The 26,819-nt window shown below is 73.2% G+C and carries 25 protein-coding genes; 12 read left to right on the top strand and 13 right to left on the bottom strand.

Going from position 1 to position 26,819, the window contains the following annotated elements; genetic code table 11:
- Positions 1-33: 33 nt before the first annotated feature.
- The gene (locus ABZ321_RS28090; RefSeq protein ID WP_354896527.1) at positions 34-1,272 is read right to left on the bottom strand and encodes a GAF domain-containing sensor histidine kinase; all 1,239 of its coding nucleotides are present in this window, start codon (positions 1,270-1,272) and stop codon (positions 34-36) included.
- Positions 1,273-1,464: 192 nt separating this feature from the next.
- Positions 1,465-4,593: a GH92 family glycosyl hydrolase gene (locus ABZ321_RS28085; RefSeq protein WP_354896524.1), complete on the bottom strand. Its 3,129-nt coding sequence runs from the start codon at positions 4,591-4,593 to the stop codon at positions 1,465-1,467.
- A gap of 249 nt (positions 4,594-4,842) precedes the next feature.
- On the opposite strand from ABZ321_RS28085, the gene ABZ321_RS28080 reads away from it, so the two are divergent.
- Positions 4,843-6,024: an alcohol dehydrogenase catalytic domain-containing protein gene (locus ABZ321_RS28080; RefSeq protein ID WP_344499228.1), complete on the top strand. Its 1,182-nt coding sequence runs from the start codon at positions 4,843-4,845 to the stop codon at positions 6,022-6,024.
- Here ABZ321_RS28080 and ABZ321_RS28075 read toward each other — a convergent pair.
- Together ABZ321_RS28075 and ABZ321_RS28070 are read right to left on the bottom strand one after the other, a co-directional pair.
- Entirely contained in the window at positions 6,014-6,613 is a 600-nt protein-coding gene (locus ABZ321_RS28075) for an HAD-IA family hydrolase (protein ID WP_354896521.1), read from the bottom strand. The two genes, ABZ321_RS28080 and ABZ321_RS28075, sit on opposite strands and share 11 nt — an antisense overlap.
- Entirely contained in the window at positions 6,610-6,870 is a 261-nt protein-coding gene (locus ABZ321_RS28070; RefSeq protein WP_344499232.1) for a SemiSWEET family transporter, read from the bottom strand. Before ABZ321_RS28070 ends, ABZ321_RS28075 begins: the two co-directional genes overlap by 4 nt.
- 58 nt (positions 6,871-6,928) lie before the next feature.
- Between ABZ321_RS28070 and ABZ321_RS28065 the strand changes: the two genes are divergently transcribed.
- From ABZ321_RS28065 to ABZ321_RS28040, 6 genes are all read left to right on the top strand, one after another.
- Entirely contained in the window at positions 6,929-8,068 is a 1,140-nt protein-coding gene (locus ABZ321_RS28065; protein WP_354896518.1) for an ROK family protein, read from the top strand.
- 98 nt (positions 8,069-8,166) lie between these two features.
- The gene (locus ABZ321_RS28060) at positions 8,167-8,493 is read left to right on the top strand and encodes a winged helix-turn-helix domain-containing protein (RefSeq protein WP_344499236.1); all 327 of its coding nucleotides are present in this window, start codon (positions 8,167-8,169) and stop codon (positions 8,491-8,493) included.
- Entirely contained in the window at positions 8,493-8,774 is a 282-nt protein-coding gene (locus ABZ321_RS28055) for a hypothetical protein (RefSeq protein ID WP_344499238.1), read from the top strand. The genes ABZ321_RS28060 and ABZ321_RS28055 overlap by 1 nt, the downstream gene beginning before the upstream one ends.
- The gene (locus tag ABZ321_RS28050; RefSeq protein ID WP_354896515.1) at positions 8,771-10,810 is read left to right on the top strand and encodes an MMPL family transporter; all 2,040 of its coding nucleotides are present in this window, start codon (positions 8,771-8,773) and stop codon (positions 10,808-10,810) included. The genes ABZ321_RS28055 and ABZ321_RS28050 overlap by 4 nt, the downstream gene beginning before the upstream one ends.
- A gap of 203 nt (positions 10,811-11,013) precedes the next feature.
- Positions 11,014-11,964 (top strand): hypothetical protein, encoded by a 951-nt coding sequence (locus ABZ321_RS28045; protein ID WP_354896512.1) that lies wholly within the window; start codon positions 11,014-11,016, stop codon positions 11,962-11,964.
- A complete protein-coding gene (locus ABZ321_RS28040; protein WP_354896509.1) occupies positions 11,964-12,347 on the top strand; it encodes a PPOX class F420-dependent oxidoreductase in 384 nt (127 codons plus the stop codon). Before ABZ321_RS28045 ends, ABZ321_RS28040 begins: the two co-directional genes overlap by 1 nt.
- Positions 12,348-12,378: 31 nt before the next feature.
- Here ABZ321_RS28040 and ABZ321_RS28035 read toward each other — a convergent pair whose 3' ends face one another.
- The 4 genes from ABZ321_RS28035 to ABZ321_RS28020 all read right to left on the bottom strand — a co-directional run bounded on the left by ABZ321_RS28035 (position 12,379) and on the right by ABZ321_RS28020 (position 16,826).
- Positions 12,379-13,125 (bottom strand): DUF2071 domain-containing protein, encoded by a 747-nt coding sequence (locus ABZ321_RS28035; protein WP_354896506.1) that lies wholly within the window; start codon positions 13,123-13,125, stop codon positions 12,379-12,381.
- A gap of 9 nt (positions 13,126-13,134) precedes the next feature.
- On the bottom strand, positions 13,135-14,445 hold the full coding sequence (locus tag ABZ321_RS28030; RefSeq protein ID WP_354896503.1) for a hypothetical protein: 1,311 nt from the start codon (positions 14,443-14,445) through the stop codon (positions 13,135-13,137).
- Positions 14,442-14,975: a SigE family RNA polymerase sigma factor gene (locus tag ABZ321_RS28025; protein WP_344499250.1), complete on the bottom strand. Its 534-nt coding sequence runs from the start codon at positions 14,973-14,975 to the stop codon at positions 14,442-14,444. The genes ABZ321_RS28030 and ABZ321_RS28025 overlap by 4 nt, the downstream gene beginning before the upstream one ends.
- Before the next feature lie 390 nt (positions 14,976-15,365).
- Complete coding sequence (locus tag ABZ321_RS28020) at positions 15,366-16,826, bottom strand: tetratricopeptide repeat protein (RefSeq protein WP_354896500.1); 1,461 nt, start codon at positions 16,824-16,826, stop codon at positions 15,366-15,368.
- A gap of 64 nt (positions 16,827-16,890) precedes the next feature.
- Here ABZ321_RS28020 and ABZ321_RS28015 point away from each other — a divergent pair, with 64 nt between their 5' ends.
- Positions 16,891-17,337 carry a GntR family transcriptional regulator gene (locus ABZ321_RS28015; protein ID WP_344499254.1) on the top strand — a complete coding sequence of 149 codons (447 nt, stop codon included), beginning with the start codon at positions 16,891-16,893 and terminating at the stop codon, positions 17,335-17,337.
- 117 nt (positions 17,338-17,454) lie between these two features.
- On the opposite strand, the gene ABZ321_RS28010 is transcribed toward ABZ321_RS28015, so the two are convergent.
- The 3 genes from ABZ321_RS28010 to ABZ321_RS28000 all read right to left on the bottom strand — a co-directional run bounded on the left by ABZ321_RS28010 (position 17,455) and on the right by ABZ321_RS28000 (position 21,393).
- Positions 17,455-17,601 carry a hypothetical protein gene (locus ABZ321_RS28010; protein ID WP_354896497.1) on the bottom strand — a complete coding sequence of 49 codons (147 nt, stop codon included), beginning with the start codon at positions 17,599-17,601 and terminating at the stop codon, positions 17,455-17,457.
- A 238-nt stretch (positions 17,602-17,839) separates the two neighbouring features.
- Positions 17,840-20,578, bottom strand: coding sequence for an FtsX-like permease family protein (locus tag ABZ321_RS28005; protein WP_354896494.1), 2,739 nt, complete (start codon positions 20,576-20,578; stop codon positions 17,840-17,842).
- A gap of 50 nt (positions 20,579-20,628) precedes the next feature.
- On the bottom strand, positions 20,629-21,393 hold the full coding sequence (locus tag ABZ321_RS28000; protein WP_354896491.1) for an ABC transporter ATP-binding protein: 765 nt from the start codon (positions 21,391-21,393) through the stop codon (positions 20,629-20,631).
- 178 nt (positions 21,394-21,571) lie between these two features.
- Between ABZ321_RS28000 and ABZ321_RS27995 the strand changes: the two genes are divergently transcribed.
- The 3 genes from ABZ321_RS27995 (at position 21,572) to ABZ321_RS27985 (ending at position 24,730) form a co-directional block, all read left to right on the top strand.
- Positions 21,572-22,738: a sensor histidine kinase gene (locus ABZ321_RS27995; RefSeq protein WP_354896488.1), complete on the top strand. Its 1,167-nt coding sequence runs from the start codon at positions 21,572-21,574 to the stop codon at positions 22,736-22,738.
- A 622-nt stretch (positions 22,739-23,360) separates the two neighbouring features.
- On the top strand, positions 23,361-24,023 hold the full coding sequence (locus tag ABZ321_RS27990; protein WP_354896611.1) for a response regulator transcription factor: 663 nt from the start codon (positions 23,361-23,363) through the stop codon (positions 24,021-24,023).
- 194 nt (positions 24,024-24,217) lie between these two features.
- Entirely contained in the window at positions 24,218-24,730 is a 513-nt protein-coding gene (locus ABZ321_RS27985; RefSeq protein ID WP_354896485.1) for a hypothetical protein, read from the top strand.
- 277 nt (positions 24,731-25,007) lie between these two features.
- On the opposite strand, the gene ABZ321_RS27980 is transcribed toward ABZ321_RS27985, so the two are convergent.
- Together ABZ321_RS27980 and ABZ321_RS27975 are read right to left on the bottom strand one after the other, a co-directional pair.
- A complete protein-coding gene (locus ABZ321_RS27980) occupies positions 25,008-25,373 on the bottom strand; it encodes a VOC family protein (RefSeq protein ID WP_354896482.1) in 366 nt (121 codons plus the stop codon).
- Positions 25,370-25,849, bottom strand: coding sequence for a MarR family winged helix-turn-helix transcriptional regulator (locus ABZ321_RS27975; protein ID WP_354896479.1), 480 nt, complete (start codon positions 25,847-25,849; stop codon positions 25,370-25,372). Before ABZ321_RS27975 ends, ABZ321_RS27980 begins: the two co-directional genes overlap by 4 nt.
- A gap of 49 nt (positions 25,850-25,898) precedes the next feature.
- Between ABZ321_RS27975 and ABZ321_RS27970 the strand changes: the two genes are divergently transcribed.
- Complete coding sequence (locus tag ABZ321_RS27970; RefSeq protein WP_354896477.1) at positions 25,899-26,789, top strand: aminoglycoside phosphotransferase family protein; 891 nt, start codon at positions 25,899-25,901, stop codon at positions 26,787-26,789.
- The last annotated feature ends 30 nt before the right edge of the window (positions 26,790-26,819 follow it).

The raw sequence follows: 26,819 nt of genomic DNA, 5'->3' as shown, positions 1-26,819 counted from the left end.
CGGGACCGGTGAACCGGCCGGGGACGGGTGGGGTCAGGCCGGGCCGTCGCGCGGCGGGGGAGCCGTGGCGGGCAGGGTCAGCTGGACCGTGGTGCCCTGGCCGGGGATGCTGGCGACGGTGATGTCGCCGTGGTGGGCCTCGATGATGGCCTTCACGATGGTGAGGCCGAGGCCCGCGCCCTGGGCGGCGAGGTGGTCGGCGGTGCTGCTGCGGTGGAAGCGGTCGAAGACGTGCGGCAGGTCCTCGGCGGGCACGCCGACGCCGGTGTCGGCGATCGTCAGCGTCGGCTGCGGCTCGGCGGTCGTGGCGATGGTGACGTGCCCGCCCGCGGGCGTGAACTTGACGGCGTTGAAGAGCAGGTGGTTGAGCGCCTGGGCGAGGCGTTCGGGGTCGCCGGTGGTCGGCACCGGGTGGTCGGTGCGGGCGGTGAGGCTGAGCCGCTTGTGCTCGGCGATCGGGCGGGAGGTGAGGCTCGCCTGGTAGGCGAGCTCGGCCAGGTCGATCTCCACCATGTCCAGCTGCAGCCCCGTCTCGTGCAGGCGGGCGACCAGCAGCAGGTCGTCGATGAGGCGCAGCAGGCGGTCGGCGTTGCGTTGCATGACGGCCAGGAAGCGGCGCACGGTCTCCGGGTCGTTGGTCGCCTCGTCCTCGTCGAGCAGCACCTCGATGTAGCCGCGCACCGACGACAGCGGGGTGCGCAGCTCGTGGCTGACGCTGGCCAGGAACGAGTCCTTGAGCCGGTCCAGCTCGCGGAGCCGGTCCGCGGTGTCGCCGATGGTGCGGGCGTACCGCCGCAGCTCCAGATGCGCGGCGGCGTGCCGCGCCAGGGAGCGCAGGGCGCGGCGCTGCTGCAGGGTCAGCTGCCGGGGCCGCCGGTCCATGACGCACACGGTGCCGGCGGCGTGGCCGTCCTGCAGCAGCATCGGGGCACCCGCGTAGAAGCGCACGCCGTGCTCGGCGTTGGCCGGGTTGCCGGCGAAGCGCGGGTCGGTGACCGTGTCGTCGATCTCCAGCAGCTGGCGGTCGCGCACGACGTGGGTGCAGAAGGAGTCCTCCCGGGCGCCCTCCTCGAGCTCCCACCCGACGCGGGCCTTGAACCACTGCCGGTCGGCGTCGACCATCGACACCATCGCGATCGGCGCGTCGCAGATGTCGGCGGCGAGCGCGGCGATGTCGTCGAAGTCCGCCTCCGCCCGGGTGTCGAGGATCCCTGTCTCGGCGAGCGCGGCGAGGCGCTGCGGCTCGTCGTCAGTCCGTGACGGCTTGCTCACGCCGGTGCTCCTCCGCGGTCGGGCTCATGTCGATCTTCGCATCCCCCGGCCGTCCCGGCGGACGTTTTGCCTGGCTGAGACGGTGAACTAGTGTCCTAGGATGGCCTGCGGGCCGTGACCCCGGCCCCAGGAAACGACAACGGCGAGGACCCGGGCCATCGTCCAGCCCGGGTCCTCGCCGTGTTCACAGGGTCAGCTGTACGCCTCGAACTCGTAGACGCGTGCGGCCGTGTTCGTGTTCTGGGTCGGGGTGATGATGTTCATGCGGATGTAGCGGGCGTTGACGTTGGTCGTGGTGGTGGTGACGTTGGCGGTGTTGCCGCGGACCTGTGCGGCGGTGGTCCAGGTGGAGCCGTCGGTGGAGGTCACCAGGTCGTAGTCGCGGGTGTTCCAGGCCGCGTCCTCACCGCCGGCGCCGGCGTGGCGGACGACCAGCGATCCGATGTGGACGGTGCTGCCGAGGTCGACCTGGAGGAACTTGGTCGTGCCGAGCGAGCACCACTTGTCGGAGTTGCCGCCGGAGACGCTGCCGTTGACCGCCTTCTCGGGGCCTTCGGTGGTGCCGCAGGACGAGTCGGCGGTGGCCGGCCTACCGAGGGCGAGGTTGCCGGACGGGGTGCCGCCGCCGTACACCTCGAACTCGTAGAGACGCGCCGCGGTGTTGCCGTCGTTGGCGGGGGTGCCGATGTCGACCTTCACGTAGCGGGCGGTCCGTGCCGTGATCGAGTGCTGGGTGCGGCTGGAGCGGTTGCCGGTGGTGGACACGACCTGGGTCCAGGTGGTGCCGTCGGTGGAGGTGGAGATGGTGTACGCGCCGGTGTTCCAGCCGGTCGACTCGCCGCCGAGGCCCGCGTGCTTGAGCACGAAGGTGCTGACGGTCTGGTTGGAGCCGAGGTCGACCTGCAGGAAGCGCGGGGCGGTGCTGGTGCAGAACTTGCTGTTGTTCTGCAGGCTGCCGTCGACGGCCTTGGCCGCGGACTCGGCGGCGGCGCAGGCGGTGGAGCCGGTGGCGGCCTTGTTCAGGGCCAGGTTGGTGCCGAGGTTGGCCGGGGTCGGCGGCTGGGTGGCGCCGTCGGTGAAGGACGGCGGGACGTTGCCGGCGCCGGTGCCCCAGCTGGACTCGCTGCCGCCCATCGTGTACTGGAGGGTGCCGCCGGCGGCGAGGTCGGGGTAGCGCAGGTAGTTGTTGGACACGGCGGCGCCGTCGCGGGTGAGGCTCTGCACGTAGGCGTTGGTGGAGCTGCCGCCGTTGATCTGGATGTTGCCGGCGGAGCGCTGGATGAGCACCGACGGGAACGTGGGGCCGTGGATGGCGAGGGTGTCGGCGCCCGGGGTGACCGGGTACATGCCCATCGCGGACCAGACGTACCAGGCGGAGGTGGCGCCGAGGTCGTCGTTGCCGGGCAGGCCGCCGGCGCCGGTGGTGAAGGACTCGGTCATGACGCGGCGGACGGCGCCGGCGGTCTTGCCGGGCCGCTGCGCGAAGTTGTACGCCCACGGCACGTTGTGCTCGGGTTCGTTGCCGATGTAGAAGTACGGCCGGGAGAGCCCGCCGTTGAGCTCGGTGAAGTGGTGGTCGAGGCGCTGCACCGCGGTGGTGGGTCCGCCCATGAGGTTGATGACGCCGCCGAGGTTGTAGGGGACCATCCAGGTGTACTGGGCGGCGTTGCCCTCGGTGAAGGGGCTCTCCTGGGCGGGGTTGAGCGGCCACGGCCAGCTGCCGTCGCTGTTGCGCGGGTGGATGTACCCGGACTCGGTGTTGAACGTGTTGCGCCAGTACTGGGCGCGGGTCATCGCCGAGTTGTAGGTGGCGGTGTCGCCGGTGGCCTTGGCGAACTGGGCGACGGCGAAGTCCGAGGCCGAGTACTCCATGGAGTCCGACGGTGCGCCGGGGATGTACGTCTTCGACGCGTACTCCGACTGGCGGCCGCGGATCGGGGAGCCCTGCATGGTGCCGCCGGCGATGGCGTTCTTCATCAGCTGGAGCGCGGCGGCGGTGTCGAAGGCGCGGGCGCCGAACGCGTACGCGCTGGACACGATGATCGGGCCGGGGTCGCCGGTCATGACGAAGTCCTCGTTGGTCTGCTGCGACCACTTGGGCAGCAGGCCGCCCTGCTGGCCGTCGAGGACCATGGACTTCATGATGTCGCTGGCGACGTCGGGGGCGATGAACGCGATGAGCGCGGCCCACGAGCGGTAGATGTCCCAGCCGGAGTAGTTCTGGTAGACGGGGTGGCTGGCGGTGTGCACGGCGTTGTCGAAGCCGCGGTACTGGCCGTTGACGTCGCTGGCGATGTTGGGGTTGACCATCACGTGATACAGCGCGGTGTAGAACTTCTGCAGTTCGGTGGCGCTGCCGCCGGTGGCCTGGACGCGGTTGAGGGCGGTGTTCCAGGCGGCGTCGGCGTTGCTGCGGATGGTGTCGAACGCGCCGGTTTCGGCGTTGAGGTTGGCGGTGGCGTTGGCGGTGCTCACGAACGACAGCGCGACGGTGGCGTTGACGGTCCGGTTGCTGCTGGTGTCCCAGGTGATGATCGCGCCGGTGTTGACGCCGCTGGTGCTGGTGGATCCGTTGCTGATGGTGCCGCCGTTCCAGGTGCCGACGGAGGACGGGGCCCGGTCGAAGCGGATCGAGTAGTAGATCTGGTAGGTCTTGCTGGATCCGCAGAACCCGCCGGCGGTGACGCTGCCGGTGACGTTGCTGCCGGAGATGTTCACGGTGCCGCTGCGGTTGCCGGTGGCGGACCGGCTGGTGTTGATGAGCAGCCGTGCGGTGGTGGTGTTGGGGTAGGTGAGGCGCAGCGCGCCGGTGCGGGTGGTGGCGGACAGTTCGGCGTCGACGCCGTACTTGTCGAGGCGGTTCTTGTAGTAGCCGGCGGACGCGCTCTCGTTGGTTTTCGTGTACGCGGAGGCGTAGCTGGTCCAGGCGGTGCCGGGGGAGGAGCCGAGGGCGCCGGTGACGGGCAGCAGGCCGAGGTCCTCGTTGTTGGCGCAGCCGGCGCCGTTGAAGTGGGTGAGGCTGAACTCCTCGATGGTGCGGTCCTTGTCGCGGTATCCGGACGGGGACGCGGTGGGGGTGTCGGGGCTGAACTGGGTCATGCCGAAGGGCACGGTGGCGCCGGGGAACGTGGAGCCGCCGGCGCCGCCGCCGACAGGGTTGGGGGAGTTGCTGTCGTCGGTGCCGATCAGCGGGTTGACGTATTGGGTCAGGTTGAGGTCGGCGGCGTTGGCCGGTGGTGCCTGCGCGAGCGCGACGAAGACGCTGCCCAGCAGGGCTGCGCCCGCACCGGCGAGCATTCGGACCGTGCGTGATCGGGACATGGGTGGTCTCCCGTTCGTGGCGGTGAGGACGGGAGAGCGCTCTCGATGCATTCATACTGGCTGATCAACGTTCCGTCAAGATTTGCCAGAACCCGGTTTCCCCGCCGGGTTTGTTAGCGATGGTGCTCAATCCCGCGCGACCTGCGCCGGGCTTCTCGCGGGGGCGGGCGGGTCGGCGGTTGGCCTGGTTCGTTTCCAGGGGCTGGGGGCGGGTAGCGGGGAGGGGGGAAGCGAGACGGAGGAGGGGCCGTGAAGGCTGTGGTGTGGCACGGTAGGCGGGACGTCCGGGTGGAGACGGTTCCGGACCCGGTGATCCAGGAGCCGAACGACATCGTCATCCGGCTCACGTCCAGCGGGCTGTGCGGCTCGGACCTGCATCTGTACGAGGTGCTGGGGCCGTTCATGAGTGAGGGTGACATTCTCGGGCACGAGCCGATGGGGGTCGTCGAGGAGGTCGGTGCGGACATCGCGCACCTGAAACAGGGTGACCGGGTCGTGATCCCGTTCAACATCGCGTGCGGGCACTGTCTCATGTGCGCGCAGGGGCTGATGACGCAGTGCGAGACGACGCAGGTGCGGTCGGCGGGCAAGGGTGCGGCGCTGTTCGGGTACACGAAGCTGTACGGGCAGGTGCCGGGCGCTCAGGCGGAGTTCCTGCGGGTGCCGCAGGCGCAGTTCGGGCCGATCAAGGTGCCGGAGGGGCCGGCGGACGACCGGTTCGTGTATCTGTCGGACGTGTTGCCGACGGCGTGGCAGGCGGTCGAGTACGCGGCTGTCCCGGCGAACGGGACCCTCGCGGTGCTGGGGTTGGGGCCGATCGGGGACATGGCGGCGCGGGTGGCGATGCACCGGGGGCTGCGGGTCATCGGTGTGGACCTGGTCCCGGAGCGGTTGGAGCGGGCCCGGGCGAACGGTGTGGAGGTGATCGACCTGACGCAGGTCGACGACGTCGCCGACGTGGTCCGGGACCTGACCGGCGGTCGGGGCGCGGACTCGGTCGTGGACGCGGTCGGTATGGAGGCGCATGGGTCGCCGGTGGGGAAGCTGGCGCAGACGATCGTCGGGTTCCTGCCGGACGTGGCGGCGCAGAAGCTGATCGAGAAGACCGGCGTGGACCGGTTGGCGGCGCTGCACCTGGCGATCGACGCGGTGCGTCGCGGCGGGACGATCTCACTGTCCGGCGTGTACGGCGGTACCGCGGATCCGTTGCCGATGATGGTGCTGTTCGACAAGCAGATCCAGCTGCGGATGGGTCAGGCGAACGTGAAGCGCTGGGTGCCGGCGATCCTGCCGTTGCTGACGGGTGACGGGGACCCGCTGGGGGTGGACACGTTCGCGACGCACCGGGTGCCGCTGGACGCGGCGCCGGTGGCGTACGAGAAGTTCCAGGCGAAGAAGGACGGCACGGTCAAGGTGCTGTTCAAGCCGTGAACGTGTCCGCGAGCTCGTCGAGGTCGCGGATGCGCAGGTCGCCGGGCAGGCCGCGCAGTGCCGCGACGCGCATGCCGGCGGCCCGGCCGGCGTCGATGCCGGGCTGGGAGTCCTCGACGACGAGGCAGTCCCGCGGGTCGGCGTGGAGCAGGGTGGCGCCCGCCAGGTAGGGGGCCGGGTCGGGCTTGCCGCGGGGGGTGTCCTCGACGGTGACGAGGTGTCGGACGGGCAGGCCGGCGGCGTGCAGGCGGGCGGTGGCGAGCCGCCGGTCGGCGCTGGTCACGACCGCCCACGGCACGCCGAGCTCGTCGAGGGTCCGTAGCAGCCGTGCGGCGCCGGGGGTGGCGGTGACGTCGGCGAGGTCGTCGTACTGCAGCTCCAGGTTGCGCTGGGCGGCGGCCGCGACGGCGGTGTCGTCGAGGTCGGGGCGCACGACGCGGATCGTGGTCGCGGCGGGGTTGCCGTGCAGGATCGGGGTGAGGACGTCGACGGGGACGGCGTGTTCGGCCGCCCAGTGGTGCCAGGCGCGTTCGACGGCGCTGTCGGAGTCGACGAGTGTGCCGTCCATGTCGAGCAGGACTGCTTTCATGCGGTGTCCTCCTGTCGGTACCGGAGCTTCATGACGGAAAGGGTCACCAGTGCCGTGCCCGTCGCCGCGTTGGTGAGGACGATCGGCAGGTCGCCCTGGGATGCGCCGTACGCCACCCAGAGCGCGACCCCGGAGGCGAGAGCGAGCAGGTAGAACCACGAGATGTCGCCGACGGACCTGGTCCGCCATGACCGGGCGAGCTGTGGCAGCCAGCATCCGGTGGTGAGGATTCCGGCGAGCACGCCGAGCACCGACATGGCGCCTCCTTTAAACTCGTCCCGCGAGCATAATGTATGACGGGCAGGATCGGCACCCATGGACCATCGGGCGGAGACGCTGCGGGCGCAGGGGGCGCTCGCGATGCTGCGGTGCGCGCACCGGACGCCGGGGATCACGCGGGCCGAGGCGGCGGCGCGGCTGGGGCTGAGCAGCGGCTCGGCGGCCGGCATCATGGGCCGGCTGCGGGCGGCGCGGCTGCTCGCGGAGGCGCCCGCCCCGCAGACCGGCGGCCGCGGCCGTCCGACGGCGGTGCTGGTCCCGCACCCCGACGGGCCGCTCGTCGCCGTCGTCGACATCACCCACGCGACCTGGACGGTGACGACCGCGGCGATCGGTGGGGCGCTCGCGGCCGCGCCCGTCCACCGGCTCCTCGGCCAGCCCGCTTCCGCCGTCCTTCCGCTGGTACGGGACGCGCTCGCCGCGCTGCACGGCCCCCGGCTGCGGGCGGTCGGCGTCGCGATCCCCGGCACCGTCCACGGCCGGACCCTGATCGAGGCGACGAACCTGCGCTGGCGCGGCGTCGACCTGGGCGTCCTGACGTCCCTGCCGCTCGCGGTCGGCAACGACGCCTCCCTCGCCGGGGTCGCCGAGGCGCTGCGCGGCGCCGCGCAAGGCGTCGGCGTGGCCCTGCACCTGACGGTCGAGGTCGGCGTCGGTGGCGTGCTCATCGTCGACGGCCGCCCGGTGCTCGGCGCGGCGGGCGCGGGCGGCGAGTTCGGCCACCTGCCGTTCGGCGACCCGTCCCGCCGCTGCCCGTGCGGTGCCGGCGGCTGCTGGGACCTCGAGGTCGACGGCCGTGCCATGGCCCGCCACCTGGGCCGCCGCGCGCCGGCCGACCCGCGGGCGTTCGCCGAGCGGACCATCGCCGCCGCCCGCGACGGTGACCCCGCGGCGGCCGCCGCGTGCCGGGCCGTCGCCGCGGCCCTCGGGCGGGGTGTCGGCGCCCTGATCAACGCCGTCGACCCGGCCGTCGTCACCCTCGGCGGTCTCGGCGTGGACCTGCTCGACGTCGCCGGCCCGGCCCTGCACGCCGGCACCGCCGAGGGTGTGATGGCCTGGCGCCGCGACGCCCTGCCCCCGGTCGTCCCCGCCGCGCTCGGCTCGCAGGGCCCGGCGATCGGCGCCGCCGAGACCGCGATGGCGCTCGTCCTGACCGAAGCCGCCCTGACCGCCTGAGAACCCTGGGCGGGTCGGGGAGAAACCCTGAGGTGCCCACGAGCGTCAGGGTGTTAGCGTTTCACGTGTAAGGAAGTTCTTACATGTGAAGGAGCATCATGACGGCGAGCTCGCCCACCGGCGACGACCTGGTCGAGATGCTGGCGGCCCTGTCCAACCCGCTGCGACTGCGCATCGTCGCGAAGCTTGCCGGCGGCCGTGACTACGTGAGCCGACTCGCCCGGGAGATCGGCGTCAGCCGGCCCCTGCTGCACATGCACCTCCAACGGCTGGAGGCGGCCGGCCTGATCGTCGGCAGCCTGGAGCTCTCCGAGGACGGCAAGGCGATGAAGTACTACGAGGTCGCGGACTTCGACCTGCACCTGAACGCCGCGACCCTCGCCGCGGCGGCCGAAACCCTCACCGACCCCAAGGAGCGGTCCTGATGTACCTGAGCGCGGAAGAAATCACCTGGCCGGAGATCACCGCGTTTCTCGGCCTGCTGGTGGCCCTGCTGTTCCTGTTCGGGTTCAGCCTCGCCAGCTGGCTGGAGTACCGGAAGCTGAAGGTCGCCGGGCACCAGCAGGAGGACCTGCGGCAGCTGGTGCGCCGCTACGAGCAGCTGGCGGAGAACTCGATGGACGCCCAGAACCGGATCGCGACCGACGTGGCGGACCTGCGCACCCGCACCGCGTCGATCGAGAAGATCCTGCGGACCGTCGAATGAGGCGCGCGGTCGCGGTCCTCGGCCTGTGGCTCGTCGCCGGGTTCCTGCTGCTGCCCCTCGCCGGGAAGATCGGCGACGTCACCACCACCGACCCGGCGGCCCTGCTGCCGCAGAACGCCGAGGCGACCCAGGCGCTGCTGCGGGCGCGGGAGGCGTTCCCGGGCAGCGACACCCCGGTCGCGGTCGTCGTGTACGTCCGCGACGGCGGCATCACCGACGCCGACCGGTCCGCGGTGGACGCCGACCGGCAGGAGTTCGGGAGGACGACCGGCCAGCAGATCGGTGCGATCACCGCGAGCGGCGACGGGCAGGCGCTGCTGCTGTCGTTCCCGGTCCAGGACAAGGACGTCGTCAAGCAGGTGAAGGCGGCGCTCGCCGACTCGCCCGCCGGGCTGCGCGCGGAGGTCACCGGGTCCGCGGGGGCGCTGTCGGACCTCGACGACGCCGGTCAGGGCGCCGACACCACCCTGTTCCTCGCCGCCGCCGGCATCGTCGCGGTGCTGCTGCTGCTCACGTACCGCAGCCCGGTGCTGTGGATCGTCCCGCTCGTCGCGGCGGTCGCGGCCAGCCAGCTGTCCTCCGCGCTCGTCTACCTGATGGCGGAGCACCTGGACGTGACGGTCACCGCCGACCTGACGACGATGATGACGGTCCTCGTCTTCGGCGCCGGCACCGACTACGCGTTGCTGCTCATCGCCCGGTACCGGGAGGAGCTGCACCTGCACCCGGACCGCACGGCGGCGATGGCGGTCGCGGTGCGCCGGTCGTTCCCCGCGATCCTCGCCTCCGCCGCCACCGTGTCCCTCGGCGTGCTGTGCCTGCTCGCGGCTCGGATGAACGACATGCACAGCTTCGCCCCGATCGCCGCGACGGGCATCATCGTGTCGTTCGCGGTGATGACGACGCTGCTGCCGGCCATGCTGGTGCTGCTCGGCAGGTGGCTGTTCTGGCCGTTCGTGCCCCGCTACGGCGCGGCCGTCACGACCAGACGCGGGTTCTGGCACCGCGCCGGGGACCTCGTGGGGCGGCGGCCGCGGCTGCTGTGGACGGTCACGGCGGCGGTCCTCGTGCTGCTGGGGATCGGCGTGTTCGGGCTGCGGCTCGGGCAGAGCACCTCCCAGATGTACACCACGGAGGTCGGCTCCGTCGCCGGCCAGCACCTCATCGACAGGCACTTCGCGGGTGGCGTGTCGTCGCCGGCGCTCGTCCTGGCGGACGCGTCGACGGTCGACGCGGTCGTCGCGGCGGCGAAGGCGACCGGCGGGGTGGCGGACGCGACGGCGACCGGCCGGTCCGCGGACGGCCGCTGGGTGTCGATCGCGGCGACGCTCACCGACCCGCCGGACTCCGCCGCCGCCCGGGCGACCGTCGACCGGCTGCGGGCGGCCGTGCACGCGGTGCCGGGCGCGGACGCCGTCGTCGGCGGGGAGACCGCGACCGCCGTGGACGTCGCCAGGGCGTCGGAGCGTGACAACCTCGTCGTCGTGCCGCTGATCCTCGGCGTGGTGCTGATCGTGCTGATCCTGCTGCTGCGGGCGCTCGTCGCGCCGCTGCTGCTGGCGGCGAGCGTGGCGCTGTCCTACGTCGCGGCGATGGGCCTGTGCGGGCTGGTCTTCCAGGCGCTCGGCCACCCGAACATCGTGCACGGCATGCCGCTGTACGCGTGGCTGTTCCTCACCACCCTCGGCGTCGACTACACGATCTTCCTGATGACCAGGGCGCGGGAGGAGGTCGCGGTGCGCGGCAACCGCGACGGCATGCTCACCGCCCTCACCGCCACCGGCGGCGTCATCACCAGCGCCGGTCTGGTCCTGGCCGGGACGTTCGGCGTGCTGGTGCTGCTGCCGTTCGTCGCGGCGGTGCAGATGGGCCTGATCGTCGCCCTCGGCGTGCTGCTGGACACGTTCGTCGTGCGGACGCTGCTGGTGCCGGCGCTCGCCATCGACGTCGGGCCGCGGCTGTGGTGGCCGAGCCGGCACGCCCAGACGCCGGCCGCCCCGCCACCGTCGAGGATCACGGTCGACATAGCAGGATGATTCCGCGTCGCGGTGCCCGCACCCCGGGTGCCGCAACGCGGTACTGTCGGCGTGCGGGGCCGGCTCCATGGCGTGCTTCCTTCTTTCTCGTACTCCGGTTCGCCGGAAACGAACCCTGCAGCGCGCCCGCTTCCCGGCCCCGCCCATCCGCACGGAACCACGGAACCACGGAACCGGATCGGTCGCGGGAGCGTCTCAGCAGCATGAGCATCGATGGAGGCCGCCGGTGGGCGGTCGTTGCCGCGGCGGGAGCCGGCACCCTGGTGGCCCTGGTCGCCGCCGTACTGGTGGTCAACCGGCCACCGGCCGCACCCGGCGAGCAGCCGCCGCCGTCGGCGCGGGCCGCCGCCGACCCCAGGACGCTCGTCGTCGACGACGGCGACCTCGTCGAGGCCAGCGGGCAGGTGCTGGTCGCGCCGGGGAAACCGGCCCGGCTCTGCGCGCCCGCCCCGGTCCCCGCGATCGGCCGCCCCGGCAACGAGCCGCCGACGTGCGCGCTCGGCGTCGACGTCACCGGCGTCGACCCCGCGAAGCTCACCGGCGCGAGCGTCGTGGCGGGCGTCACCACCGGCCAGGCCAGGCTGCGCGGCACCTGGCGCGACGGTCAGCTGCACGTCACCGAGCAGGGGCCGCCGAAGCCGCCGGCGCCGGTGGGCTTCGACGACACCGTGCCGTGCGGGGCGCCGAAGGGCGGCTGGAAACCCGGCGGCGGCGCCGACAGCAACGCGATGCACCAGTACATCTACGAGCAGCACCCCGACCGGTTCCGGCCGCTGCGGATCGCCTACCCGGACGGGCCGCCGACCGGGGCCACCACCGGCCCGCAGCCGACCGAGGTCACGGTCGTCGAGGTCGTCGCCGGCGACGCCGCGGGCGAGGAGCAGCGGCTGCGGAAGCTGTTCGACGGCAACCTGTGCGTGGTCGCGGCGCCCGGCCGGCCCAGCCTCGCCCGGCAGGAGCAGCTGCGGGAGCAGGTCAGCGCCGGCCTCGACCCGCTGATGTCCGACCCGGCCAGCGGCATCTGGTCCGTCGGCGGCGACGACGTGTTCACCGTCGAGCTCATGATGCTCACCCCGCGGCTGTACGAGCAGCTCAACGCCATCGGGTTCGACCTGCTGCGGGTGGAGCCGTGGCTGCGGCCTACCGTTGGGTGATGAGCAGTCGCACGGACATCCTGGGCCGGCGCAAGCAGGTCGCCCTCACCACGTTCCGCAAGGACGGCACGCCCGTCTCCACCGCCGTGTGGCACGTCGTCGACGGCGACGAGGTGCTGATCCTCACCGAGCCCGGGTCGGGGAAGGTGAAGCGGCTGCGCAACAGCGGCCGGGTCGTGGTCGCGCCCAGCGACATCCGCGGCCGGGTCCCGGAGGGCGCGCCGTCGTTCGAGGGGACCGCCCGGCTCGTCGAGGACCCCGACGGGGTCGACCGCATCCGCCGGGCGATCGGCCGCCGGTACATCTCCTCGCGGATCGGCAACTGGTTCAACCGGCTGCTGCGCCGCCCGCGGGTGAGCATCGGCATCGTCGTCACCCTGTAGCCGTCTCTGTGGCTGTGGCGGGCCGCGTTGTTCAGCGGGCGGCGACGTTCGGGGTGCCGAAGCGGACCGGGACGCCGGGGGAGTAGAGCACGCTCACCGGCGGCCCGGCCGGCGCCGGCAGGCCCGCCGCGGTCACCAGAGTGTCGTCGAGGTCGAGCAGGTCCGCGCGGTACAGCGGCCACCGCGGATGCTCGTTCGGCAGGTGCAGCGTGCGGCCGAACGCGCGGGTGTGCAGCCCCCAGCGGGCCGTGACGAAGTGCTCCAGGGGCGACGGCTCGGCGACCGGCGCGCCGACCCGCACCGCCATACCGTTCACCGCGGGGCGGGGACCCGGCCAGCGGCGGCGGCTGGTGTACCGCACGACGTCGCCGTCCTTCACCAGCCGCATCCTCGCCCACTTGTACGGCAGCCGCAGCGACACCTGAGCGGTCAGCACCGGCAGCAGGCGCGCCGCGTCCAGCGACAGGAACACCACGGCGCGCCGGCCGGCGCCGTCGACGCTGTACAGCCGCACGTTCGTCTCGCAGAACGTGCCGAGATAGGGCAGGCCCGGCCCGCTGAACAGGCCGAGCCGCACCATCCGGAAGCCGATCAGCCCCACGAACGACACCCCGTCGAGCGTGTCAGGGACCGTGCCCGCGGGCAGGAACGGCGCGACGGTCTCCGGCGGCACCGCCCAGTGCAGGAACGCGAGGTCGTGCCAGCGCTGCACCAGCATCGAGCGGCGCACCGGCCGCAGCGTCTCCGGGGTCACGTCCTCGATCCGCACGGCCCTCATTCTCCGGCATCACCCCGTCACCTTCACCACCGTCCTCGTCCACTGCAGGCCGTCGCTGGAGCGGTACAGCGCGTCGGCGTCGAACGCGTAGTAGGCGCCGGGGCCGGCGGCGAGGACCCGCTCACCGGCGGTGTGCAGCAGCGCGGTGCCGAGACCCGGCTGCTTCGCCGGGCGGTACGTCTGCCCGCCGTCGGTGCTGGCGTACCACTCCTGCGGCGGGTCCATCCGGGTCAGCACCACGTGGGTGCCGCCGGCCGCGACATAGGCGTCGCCCTCCTGGTACGCCGCCCGCGGCAACGTCTGCCCGGGGTGCACGCGCTGCCAGGTGCGGCCCCCGTCGCCGGTCCGGTAGACCAGCGTCCTGACCCCCGCGGTCGCCGCCGACGTCGGGCCCACGCCGGTCGTGTCCGCCGGGTCCGGCTGGGTGATGACCGTGTACCCGGTGACGCCGTCGACGCTGTCCACGGCCGGGTACACGTACATATCCGGCGCCGGGAAATCGGCGTCGCCGCGGCCGAACACGGACGTCGCCCACGTGACGCCGCCGTCGTGGCTGACGGACACCGCGGGCCGGTGCTCGCCGCCGCGCTCCCACCCGCTGACCCACAACCCGCCCGCCGCCGGCACCGCGACGGTGTCGTGGACGTCGATGTCCGGCGGGTTCGCCAGCAGCGTCGCGCGGGCGGTGACGGGGTCGACGGCGAGCATCGTGCACAGGTCGGCGGGCCTCGTCGGCGGCGCGCAGATGATCCAGCCGCCCGCCGGCACCTTCGGCACCTTCCCGGCGACCGTCTCCACGACCCGCCAGCTGCGGCCGCCGTCCCGGCTCACCATCGGGATGTGCAGCAGCTGCGGGCCCGCCGGGTCGGTGTTCTGCTGCTCGACGGTCTGCGCCAGCACCCCCGGCGACGGCGCGGACACGTCACCGGCGACGTCCTCCGACCGCACCGTCCACGTCTTGCCGCCGTCGTCGGATCCCACCAGGTTCACCGTGCACCGCGCCCCTTCACCGCACGCGTTCACCTTCGCGTACAGGTGCTCGGCGTCGGCGGCGGCGATCGACACGATGGACCCGTCGCGGGTGCCCGCCGGCCACCCGTCGGCGGTCTGCGTCGGCGGGTCCGCGGGCTGCCCCCCTGACGGCGTGAGCGTCGCCGCGGCGACGACCGCGGTGGTTGCCACCGCCGCCGCGACCGCCGTCCACCCCGCGGCCCGCCGGCGCCTGCGCTGGAACGCCCGCTCGTACACCGCGTCGGCGGACAACCTGCTCGGCGGCGCCTCACCGGCGGCCTCGTCGAACCGTTCCCGGATCTGGTTCATCGCAGCCCCTCCGTCAACGCGAGCTCACCGTCGGCCTCGAGCAATTCCCGCAGCCTCGCCAGCCCGCGCGCGGCCTGGCTCTTCACCGTCCCCTGTGCGCACCCGAGCACCGCCGCGGTCGCGGCGACGTCGAGGTCCTGGTAGTACCGGCACACCAGCACCGCCCGCTGCCGCGGCGGCAACTGCCGCAGCGCGGCCGCGAACGCGATCCGGCCCGGGCTGCCCTCCGCCGCGCCGGCCGCCCCCGCCACATCGGGCGGCTCCGCGACACTGCGCTCCCGCCGCCGCCAGACCCGCCGCACGTCCGCCAGGTACGCGCGCACCAGACACGTCCGCACGAACCCGTCGAGCGCCTCCCGGTCGCGCACCTTCCGCCAGCCCACCGCCAGCCGCATGAACGCCGTCTGCGTCAGGTCATCAGCCCAGTGCCAGTCCCCACACAACAGGTACGCCGTCCTGCGCACCACATCCCGCCGGGCCGTGAAGTACTCCCGGAACTGGCGCTGCTCTTCGCTCTCTCCGCTCGGCATCGCACCTCCCTAGCCCCTAGGTGCGCCCCACCCCTCGTTTCGGTTGCATGCCCCGTCCCGCCGCCCGCTCTGCTGGCCCGCCCGCCTGGCTGCTGGTTTCGGTTGGACGCGCCGCTCTGCCGCTCGTTCCGGTTGGGCGCGCCGCCTGGCTGCCGGTTTCGGTTGGGCGCGCCGCCCGCGCCCGAGCCGAGGGCGTCGCGCCGCGCGTCGGTCCAGAAACCGAAGGATCCCGCCGGTGCCGTCCGCATCCTGCACCCCGCCGTCCCTGCCCGTCAGCGATCCGACCGCGCCGCTCTGCCGACCGCGCCGCCGGCGCCACCCCTTGCTCGACGGCGCTGGCATCGACGCGGTCATCCGGTACACAGGCTGGCAAGGAAACGACGTCGATCACTACCCCTGATCCTGGACCCGGTGCCGGAACTCCGCGAGCGCCGACTGCACCACGCCGTTGAGCCGCTGCAACTCCTCCTCGGTCGGCTCCCGGCGCAGGTGCACCTCGATCTTGAAGTCCCCGTCGACGATCCTCGCCTCGAAGCGCTCCAGCAGATCCTGCGGCAACCGGCGCACCACGAACTCGCGGAACGCCTCCTCGACCGCGCCCGCCACGTCCCCGCACCCGCAGGTCCGGCCCTGCAGGACCGCGCCGAGGTGACTCCGCCCGGCGATCGCGTCCGGATGCGCGTCCGGCAGCGCGGCGAGCCCCTGCTCCAACGCGGTCCGTGCCTGCGCCAGCCGCTCCTGGTGCTGCAGGAAGATCCCGAGGGCGACCCCGGCCCGGCCGAGGATCTCGAAGTCCGCGCCGCGCTGCGCATGGGTCACCGCGTCGGTGAGGCACCGCTCCGCCTCCGCGGTCTGGCCGGCGTCGCGCAGCGCCAGCCCCCAGTTGCGCAGCACCAGACTGGTCAGCTCCGGCCGGTCGATCCGCAGCGCCCGCCGGTGCGCCGCCTCGTACGTGCGCAGCGCACCGTCCCGGTCACCGGCGTCGCCGTACGCGAGGGCGAGGCCGAGCTCCGCCGTGAGAGCGTCCTCGGCGCGCCCCTGCCGGTCGTGGGAGGCGAGGACCCTGCGGATCGCGTCGACCCGCCCGGCCGGATCGCCCAGGTCGCGGCCGGTGTTCGCGAGCGCGGTGAGGACGTTGAGCGTCACGGGATGGTCCGGGCCGAGCCTGACCTCGACCGCGGTGGCGAGCACGGCGATGACGGCCCGGTGCGCGGCCGGCTCGGCGAGCCCCTGCCGCAGCAGTACCGCCGACGCCATGGCCTCGACGACTCCGTCGGGCAGCTGGTCCAGCCCCGCGAACAGCGGCTCGCCGGTCCCGCCGGCGTGCACGACCTCCGCGCGCAGCGCGAGCGCCGACGCGACCTGGTCGTGCCCGTTGCTCCACAGGTTGCGCACCGCCTCCTCGATCACGTCCCGCGCCTGCCCGACGTTGCCGCGCTGCAGCAGCACGTCCGCCAGGGGTTCGAGGCCGAACGCGTACCCGGCGTGGTCCCGGCCGTAGAACGCCTGCCGCCCCTCAGCCCCACGGCGCAGCTCGGCCTCGGCGTCCTCGAGCCTGCCGGTCATGCGCAGCGCGAGGCCGAGGTTCAGCCGGTACGTGAGATGCTCCTTGCGGTCCACAGCAGGCACCGCGATCGCCGCCCGGTAGCAGGCGATGGCCCGGTCGGGCTGGTCGCAGTTGAGCAGGATGTTGCCCAGGTCGCACTGCGCCGACGCCCACGCGGCACTGCCGTGCCCGTGCCGGACGGTGACCGCCCGCAGCTCGCGCACCATCACTTCCTCGGCCTCGACGAACCGCCCTTCATGCATGAGCGAGACGGCCACGTCGATCGGTGCGGCGGATACGTTCACGGCGCGGAAGTCTATCCGTTCCCGAGACATAGCCTTATGGCTACATCGTGATAGGGTGAACACCGTGAATGTGCAGCGACACGTCCCGGCCATGTACCACCAGATCGCCGACCTCCTCCGCGACGACATCACCCGCGGCATCCATCCCTCCGGGCAGCCGTTGCCCACTGAACGCGAGCTCTGCGACCGGTACGCGGTCAGTCTCACCACCGTCCGCCGCGCCCTCGCCATCCTGCGCGAGGAGGGCCTTGTCACCTCCCGCCGCGGCGCCGCCTCGATCGTCCGCGAACGCCCCGCCCGCCGCATCGTGGTGATGGGCCGCGGCAGCCGGCTCACCTGCCGCATGCCCACCACCACCGAACGCTTCAAGCTGGGCATCGACCGGGGCGTCCCCCTCGTCGAGGTGCGCGACCGGCTCGGCCAGGTCGAGGTGTTCCTCGCCGACCAGGTCGAGGTCCTCAGCCCCGAAGGCCTCGCCACCGCCACCACCAGGGTCATGGACGTCGCCTGACCAGGCTGCCCACCGACTCCTCGCAACGGTCCCACCTCGACACCCTCCCTTCACCTCGCGGGTCACCACGCCCCGCCGGACGTCGGCCACTGCCACTCCAGAGGCCTGCACGACACATCACCTCGGATGCCGGCGCACGCCGCAGACCCGCACCGCGAGCCAGGCGCCCCCGTCCTGCCGGCCCTGCATCGCCTCCTGCACCGAGCCGCTCCGCAGCGCGCGTAAGGCCGCCACGGCGCTCGTCACGCCCGCAATCGCTGCCACAGCCGGACACCCCTCCTTCGCTGCCGGACGCGGACCTTACTGCGACGCCACCCACGGACCTCTGCGACACCATCCGTGGACTTCTCTGCGCCGCCACCTGCGGACGTCTCTGCGTCGCCGATCCGCGGACCTCTCTGCGCCGCCGGCGGACCTCTCTGCGCCGCCGCCGGCGGACCTCTCTGCGTCGCCCATCCGCGGACCTCTCTGCGACGCCGCCGGCGTGACCGTTCCGCAGGCCCTACAGCGGCTCCTGCACCGGCCCACTCCGCAGCGTGCGTAACGTCGGCACAGCGCTCGCCGCGACCGCCAGCAGCAGGCACAGCCCGACAACCCCGCCCACCACCGTCCACGGCACGACCAGCTCCACCGGCGCCCCCACCTGCTCGGCCAACCCCGCCCTGATGCTCAGCAACGCACCGAACGCGACCACGCCCCCGAGCACCGCCCCGATCAGCACCACGAGCGCCGACTCCGCCGTCACCAGCCGCAGCACCTGCCGCCGCGTCGCCCCCGCCAACCGCACCGCCCGCAGGTCCGCCGCCCGCCCAGCCGCCGCCATGAGCAGCGTGTTGGCAACGGCGATGGCCCCATACCCAGCAGACACCGCGATCAGCAACACCGTGAACATCCAAACGAGCCGGTCCTCGGCGCCGTCCTGCTCCGCCGCCCACGTGCCCACGTCGACGACCCGCGCACCAGACCCCGCCGGCACCTCGACCCGGTCCCGAACAAACACCGCCGACGTCAACGCCGACAGGTCATGCGCCCGCACCACCGCCCGCGGCAGGACCATGTCTCCCGGGATGGACGCATCGGAGATCACCGCGACCACCCGCAACGCCACCACCGTCCCGTCGGCGAACATCACCGGATACACCCCCGGAACCCCACCCCGCCCAGCCCCGCCACCCGCCGCCCCCGCGCCACCGGACGGCATGGCGGCTCCGGAGCCCGCAGCTCCAGTCGACGGCATCGCGCCATTGGACGGACCCGTCCCACCGGACGGCACCGCACCACCGGACGGCACCGCGCCACCGGACGGCACCGCGCCACCGGACGGCACCGCGCCACCGGACGGCACCGCGCCACCGGACGGTTTCGCGCTACCGGACGGCACCGTGCCGCCGGACGGCATCGGAGCGCCGGATGCACCGGCCGAGCCCGTTCCAACGCTGGCGCCGGATTCGGTCGCCGAGGCCGCCGCGGCAACAGATGCCGTCAGGACCACCGTGTCGTCCCCGCGCAGATCCGCGAGCGAGCCGCTCACCACCTCGAGACGCCGGTTCACCGCGGCGAACGCCGCAGGCTCCACCCCGAACGCGGTCCGCGGCGCCCGCCCGTCACCGCCCTCGGCAGGCGGGACGAACACCGTCGTCGGCAGGATCGCCGCACCGGGCACCGCCGCGACGGCCGCGTCGGACAGACCGGGCGCCCGGTCAGGCGCGACAACCCAGCCGGCGTCGACCCGCGCGGACCGCCCCGCCGCGTACGCCCCGGTCGACGTGCGGACCATGCCGGACACCAGCACCGCGAACGAAACCGTCAGCAGCACCGGCGCCGCCGTCGACGCCGTGCGCCGGGCCGCGGTCAGCGCACTGCCACGGACCAGCATGCCGATCGCACCGCCCCGCGACGGCAGCGGCGAACGCAGCAGCCGCACCACAGGACCGACGACCGCCGGCGCCAGGACGGTGACACCGCTGACGAGGGCCATCATGCTGTACAGCGCGAACGTCGCCGAATGCTGCGCGCTGCCCGACGTCGCCGTCCCCACGCCGAGCGCGGCACCGGCGGCGACCAGCAGCAGGCCGGTGACCCAGCGCGCCCACCCCATCGGCCGCTGCTCGACCACCGCCTCCCGCAACGCCTCGAGCGGACGCACCCGGGCCGCCCGCCGCGCCGCCGACCACGCCCCGGCCAGCGCGACGACCGGCCCGGCCGTGAGCGCCACGACGAACGGCCACGCCACCAACCGCACCCGGAACGTCGCCGGCTCGAACCCCGCATCGACGAGCGCCCATCCCAGTGGGGTTGCGGCGGCGGTCCCGACGAGCATGCCGACGACAGAGCCGGCGGCGCCGACGGCGAGCGCTTCGCCCTGCACCGTCCGCCGGATCTGGCGTGGCGTGGCGCCGACGGCGCGCAGCAGCCCGAACTCCCGCCGCCGCTGCGCCACCGCGAACGCGAACGTCGACGCGACCACGAACACCGTCACGAACCCGGACAACGCCGCCACCGCGGTCAGCACCTGCATCCCGATCCACCGCATGCGCGCGTCGTCGCGCGGCTCCAGCACGCCCCGGTCGTCGCCGGTCAGGACCCGGGCGCCGGTGCCGGTGACCTCGCGGGCCGCCGCGGCGACGGCCGTGGGGTCGGCGCCGGGGCGCAGCATCAGGCCGATCGTGTCGACGCCCGGCGCGAACGCCGCGGCGACCTCGTCGGTGACGTGGAAGCCGGGCGAGTCGACGGTGCCGCTCACCGTGTACGACGTGGGCCCGGCAGCGGTCAGCAACGTGACCCGGTCGCCGGGCGACAGCCCCAGCGCCCGGTCGACGACCACCTCGCCGGGACCGCGCGGGGCGGTGCCCGCCGTCAGACGCAGCCCGCCGAGCTGGGCGCTCGCCCAACCGTGTCCTTCGCGGGCGTCCTGCCTCCGCCCGTCGGCCGCAAACGGCCGGCCGTCGACGATCGCCTGCACATAGAACGTGCGGTCGGGGATGGCGGCCGCGACACCAGGGACAGCGGCGAGGCGCCCGGCGAGCGCCGAGGCAGCGTCGGAGGACAACGGCACCGGCGGCGGGAATGAGTCGGCGGGCGCGACGGCGTCCACGCTGCGGACGACCACGCCGGCGGCCGCGAGACGGTCGGGGACCTGCGGCCGTCCCGACGCGAACAGCAACGTCGTCGCCGTGACCAGCGCGATGCCCACGGCGACGGCGACGAACGCGCCCGCGAACCGCCGGACGGTCCGCGTCACCGCCGTACGCCACCCGTCACCGCCGACTGAATGCGATGCTCGCCGCCGGGTCAGCATGCCGGCCCCACGGCACCCGCTTCGACGGCGGCGGTCCGTGCGGCGACCGTCTCGGCCGTGATCCCGCCCCGCCCGCCGCTGCCGACCAGCTCGTCCACGATCCGCCCGTCGGCGAGGATGACCACCCGGTCCGCCCACGCCGCGGCGACCGGGTCGTGCGTCACCATCACGACCGTCTGCCCGTGCTCGTCGACGAGGGCCTGCAGCAGCGCGAGGACCTGCCGGGACGTGGCGCTGTCGAGGGCGCCGGTCGGCTCGTCGGCGAACACGACCGCGGGCCGGCTGATCAGGGCCCGGGCGAGCGCGACCCGCTGCTGCTCACCGCCGGACAGCTCGCTCGGCCGGTGCCCGGCGCGGTCGGCCAACCCGACGGCGGTGAGCGCCGCCGCGACGTCATCCCCTGCCGGCCGGCGGCCCGCGAGACGCTGCGGCAGCGCCACATTCTGCGCGGCGGTCAGCGTCGACACCAGGTTGAACGCCTGGAACACGAACCCGATCCGATCGCGGCGCAGGCGCGTCAGCGCGTCCTCGTCCAGGTCGTCGAGGCGGGTGCCGTCGACGGTGACCGAGCCTGACGCAGGACGGTCCAGGCCCGCGGCGCAGTGCAGCAGCGTCGACTTGCCCGACCCGGACGGTCCCATCACGGCCGTGAACGTCCCCCGGTCGAACCCCACTGTCACGCCCGCGAGGGCCGTCACCTGCCGTGTGCCGGAGCCGTACACGGCCCGCACGTCGTCGAGAAGCACCGTCGGTGTCATGCCCACGAGCCTGCCCGCGGGCGGGGTGTCGCCGCGTCCGACTCAGGTCGTTCGATTGCGTCGTACTTGAGTCGGAGGCACCGGGACCTGAGCCCGATGCGTAGTTCTTAAGTATGACCTCGCGAGGCAGACCTGAGAATGACGCGTCCCCGCCTCACCTGCGGCTACCGTCGACCTCGTGCGCGAACTCCTGCTGACCCGCCGCCTGCGGCCCGTCGACCTCTACGTGGTCGACGCGGTCCTCGCCGTGGTGCTGGGTGCTTCGCTGTGTGCCTATGCGGCGCTCGAGTCGCCCGAGGGCACAGGCGTGGTCGAGCCGGTATGGGTGTCGGTGCTGACCGGCCTCGTCATCGGCCTGCCGCTCGCCGTGCGCCGCCGCTTCCCGGTCGCGGTCGCCGTCACGGTCAGCCTCGCCACCACCGTCGCGCTCGCGACCGGCGTCATCCCCAACTTCGCGGCCGCCGCGCCGTCTCTCTCGCTCGCGCTGGCCTTCTATACCCTCGCCGTCGCGACCCCGCCACGATGGTCGCTGCCGGTCGCGGCAGGCTGCCTCGCGGCGGTCGTCACGGCGCTCGCCACGACCGGCGGCACCCTCTGGTCGAGCAGCTTCGCCGTCGTGTACGGGGCGGTGATGACCATGCCCGGCTGGCTCATCGGCTGGACGTTGCGGGAGCGGCGGGCGCACGCGGCACGGCAGAGCGAGCAGGTGACCCGGCAGGCGGTCGCGGAGGAGCGGCTGCGGATCGCCCGCGAGCTGCACGACATCGTCGCCCACACGATGAGCCTGATCGTGGTCAAGGCCGCCGTCGGCAACCACGTCGCCGAGGCGAGCCCGCAGGAGGCCCGCGACGCGCTGCGGGTCATCGAGGCGACCGGCCGGGGCGCGCTGCTGGAGATGCGCCGGGCCCTGGGCATGCTGCGCGACGACGCGCCGTATGCGCCGGCGCCCGGGCTGGCAGAGCTGCCGGCGCTGGCCGGGCAGGCCTCGTTCGGCGACGTGGAGGCGTGCCTGGAGGTCACCGGGACGGTGCCGCAGGAGGCAGTGCCCGAGTCGGTGGGTCTCGCGGTGTACCGGATTGTCCAGGAATCCCTGACGAACACGGTGAAGCACGCGGCGCCGGCCCGCTGCCGGGTGACGGTCATGATCGCCCCTGCGGATGTCCGCGTCGAGGTCGCGGACGACGGCCGCCGCCCGATCCGCGCGCACAGCACCGGCCATGGACTGATCGGTATGCGCGAGCGGGTCGCCGCCCACGGCGGCGACTTCACCGCCGCACCGAGGGAGAGCGGCGGGTTCGTCGTCACGGCGAGGTTGCCGTACACGCCGGTCGAGGTGCCGACATGACCACGACGCAACGCCCCGCATGGGCTGCCGCGCCGGCGCGACCCGTACCCCCGTCGACGGAACCCGCGCGGCCCAACGAGACGGCGCGCCTCCGTCGTGTCCTGACGGCGGTGGAGCTTGGCTGCGTCGAGGTTGTCGCGGCCGGGGTTCCCGGCGGCGGGTCCTGCTCGGGTTGGGGTAAAGGCGCGGCTGGGACTGGTGGCGGTAAGGCTGTCGGCGGAGGTGCTGTCGGGGGTGGAGCTTGGGCGGGTTCGGATGGCGCGGGTGGGGTTGCCGCCGGTGGGGCTTGGGTGGAGGGCTTGGGTGGCGCGGATGGGTTCGTCGACGACTGGGTTTGGGACGTTGGGGTGGCACGGTTGGAGTTGTCGGCGGTGGGGCCTGGGTGGGTTGAGGTGAAGGCGCGGCCGGGGTTGTCGGCGGTGGGGCCTGGGTGGAGGGGCTGGGTGGCGCGGATGGGTTCGTCGGCGGTGGGGCCTGGGTGGGTTGAGGTGAAGGCGCGGCTGGGGTTGTCGGCGGTGGGGCTTGGATGGGCTGGAGCGGTGGCGTGTTCGGCGTGGGTATGGGCGTGCATGAGAGCGTGGGGAACGGTCAGGTGCATGGGATTGTCGGTGGAGGTGGTGGCGTGATCAGGGTGTTGATCGCGGATGACCAGGCGTTGCTGCGAGGGAGCTTCCGGGTCCTGGTCGACCTGAGCGAGGACTGCACGACGGTCGGCGAGGCGGGCAACGGGGTCGAGGCGGTGGCGCTGGCCGGGCAGCATCGGCCGGATGTGGTGTTGATGGATGTGCGGATGCCGTTGATGGACGGGATCGAGGCGACCCGGCGGATCTGTGCCGACCCGGTGACCGCTGCGACGCGGGTGTTGATCCTCACGACGTTCGACCTCGACGAGTACGTGTACGGGGCACTGCGGGCGGGGGCGAGTGGGTTCCTGCTCAAGGACGCGCCGCCGGGGGAGCTGCTGAACGCGATCAGGGTCGTGGCGGCGGGGGACGGGCTGCTCGCGCCGTCGGTGACGCGACGGCTGATCGGGGAGTTCGCGCAGCGGCCGGTCGCCGTGCCGGCGGTGCACCGGCGGCTGGACGGGATCACCGGTCGGGAGCGGGAGGTGCTGACGCTGATCGCGCGCGGTTCGTCCAATGTGGAGATTGCAGGGCAGCTCAACCTGAGCCTCGCCACCGTCAAGACGCACGTGAGCCGGTTACTGGCCAAGCTTGAGGTGCGGGACCGGGCACAGCTGGTCATCGTCGCGTACGAAACGGGTCTCGTTACCGTCGCGCAATGACCGCCGTCGGCCAGTGGATGCGCCCCGTTGCCGTCGCAGCCGCCGGTGTTGGGTGCGTGCACGACGCTGGGTGTGCGTTGGGATGTCGGTATTGCGACCTGGTGGGGTGGGGGAGTTCGGGGCGGGGGATGCTCGGGGGCGTTGAGCGGAGAGGTTGTATGACGGTGGGAGTTGCGGTGCGCAGGCCTGGGACGGTGGACGCGGCGCGGTGGTTGCTGCTTGGGGTTGCGGTGCTGACGGTGGTTGGTGCGTTGCTGGGGGTGGTGTTGCTGGAGGACTTGCGGCGGGCGTACATCTCGGCGTACGGCGGGATGCGTGGCGGGGACGAGGCGACCGGGGCGGCGATCGCGGGGGTGATCGGTGCGGTGGTGGTCGCGGGGGTGTGTGCGGTGACGGCGTTGTTGCTCGGGCGGCCGCGGAACTGGGTGCGGGTCGGCGCGTGGGTGGTCTGCGCGATCGGGGTTTGCTGCCTGAGTCCTGGGCTGCTCGGGGGAGGGGTGGTGGCGTCGGCGCGGATCGTTGGCAATGGGGCGGGGTCGGATGAGATCGCGGCGGCGATGGAGGTGGCGATGCCTGGCTGGTACGGGCCGCTGACAGTCGTCCTCGCGGGTGCCTCGGTGGCCGGGGTGGTCGCTGCGGGGGTGTTGCTGGCGTTGCCGGCGTCGAACGCGTACTTCCGCAGGCCGCCGGCGCCGGTAGTCGGGTAGCCGCAGGCGCCGGTCGTGGGGTGGTCGCAACTGTGGGGTCGTCGGATAGCGGCCGGTGCGGGGGCAGAGGGCGCGGCCGCCGGGTAGCTGCCAGGCGTCGGGTAGCCGCAGGTGCCGGTCGTGGGGTGGTCGCAACTGTGGGGTCGTCGGATAGCGGCCGGTGCGGGGGCACAGGGCACGGCCGCCGGGTAGCCGCAGGCGCCGGTCGTGGTCGCAATTGTCGCGTCCTCGGGCAGGCCGTCCCGCCGGTGCACGGGGTGCGGCCGCCGCAAGGGGGTCAGGGCACGGCGGTGAAGAGTTCGTAGGCGATGCCGTCGGGGTCGAGGACGTAGACGCCGCGGCCGCCGGACAGGTGGTTGATCTGGTGGTCGATGACGTGTGGGGCGGAGCTCCACTGGAGGCCGGTTCGTTCGGCGTACGCGAGCGCGGCGTCGAAGACGGCGTCGTCGACGAGGAACGCGTAGTGGCCCGGGCGGGCGCCGGACCGGTCGTCGAAGTCGAGGGTGAGGTCGGCGTTCACGCGTACCGGAGCGAAAGGGCCGGCAGGAGGGGCCGCCTCGACGCCGAGAAGGCCGGCGAGCAGCTGCGCGGCACGGTGGCGATCAGAGACCGGGACGATGGTGTGGTTCAGCACGATGGTCATGACGCTCCTGAAGGACGGTCCGAGGAAGACGCGGGCGGAGAAGACGGAGAAGGCGACGAAGCCAGGCGGACCAGATAGGCTGCGAACCGGCGGGCGTCCGCCGCGGGCCAGTCGGCGACCAGCCGCGCGAACGTCTGCTCCTGCCACGCCCGAGCCCCCGCGAGAAGGTCCTCGCCGGCAGGTGTCAGGTCGAGCCACGTCCGCCGGGCGTCCTGGGGCGACACGGTCCTCGTGACCAGGCCGGCGGCGACGGTCGCGGCCAGCATCCGGCTCGCGTTGGAGCGGTCCAGGCCGAGCTCGACCGCCACCGCGCCGATCTGTGCGGGCCGGCCCGCGGCGGAGATCGCCTCCAGCACCAGGATGTGCGTGACGTCGCCGCCCTCGTCGTGGGTGATGCCGGCCGCCCACCGCCGCGACCAGAACCGGACCAGCCGGAACAGCGCCGGCCCGCCACCCGAATCAATATCTGTGCGCATCGCACAGATATTACGTGCGATCCGCACACAGTCGCAAGGGAGGACCGAAATGCGTCCACAGTGGACAGATCTGCCGGAGGCCGTGCGGAAGACGGTCGAAGCGCTGGTGGGAGGTGTCGGTCGGGTCGACGCGTGCCCGGACGGGTTCTCGCCCGGGTTCGCGGTGCGGTTGACGCGCGCGGACGGGCAACGCCGGTTCGTGAAAGGGATCGACGCCGGCGCCTGGCCGCACGAGGTCGACGCGTACCGGACCGAGGCGAGGATCGGCGAAGCCCTGCCGCCGGCGGTGCCCGCGCCGCGGCTGCGTGGCGTGCACGACGACGGCCACTGGTGCGTGCTCGCCTTCGACGACGTCGACGGCCGGTCGCCGGGCCGCCCGTGGACGCCGCAGGACATCCGCCGCGTCGTCGGCGCGATCGGTGACCTGGCCCGGGCCGCCACCCCGTCGCCGGTCCCGCTCCCCGCCAGCCATCCGCGGCTCGGCGGGTGGTCCGACCTTGCGTCCGACTCCTCACGATTGTCCGGATTGCGCCGGTACGACGAATGGGCCGCCGCCAACGTCCAGCGCCTCGCCGGGCTGGAGCGCAGTGGCCTCGAAGCGGCGCGCGGCGGGTCGCTCGTGCACGGCGACCTGTACCCGCACAACATCCTGCTGACCGGTGACCGGGTGGTGTTCGTCGACTGGCCGCACGCCCGCCGGGGCTCGCCCGTCATCGACCTGGTGGCGTTCCTGTCGAGCGTGGCCGCCGACGGCATCGACCCCGAGCCGTTCCTGCCCGTCGGTACGCCGGAAACCGCCACCACGGCGATCCTTGCCGCACACACCGGATTCCTGCTGGCGGGGGGCCTGGCAGAGCCGCTGCCCGGCCTCGAACGGATCACGGCGGAGAAGCTCCGCCTCGGACGGGGCGCGTTCAGGTGGCTGCGCACCCGCCTGTGAGTGGAAGTTTCACCGTCCGGCCCAGGTCCG

It is taken from the genome of Dactylosporangium sp. NPDC006015, assembly GCF_040614215.1.
Taxonomy (GTDB): Bacteria; Actinomycetota; Actinomycetes; order Mycobacteriales; family Micromonosporaceae; genus Dactylosporangium; species Dactylosporangium maewongense.
Note: the sequence above shows the minus strand (reverse complement) of the source record. Positions and strands in the feature narration are given on the sequence as shown.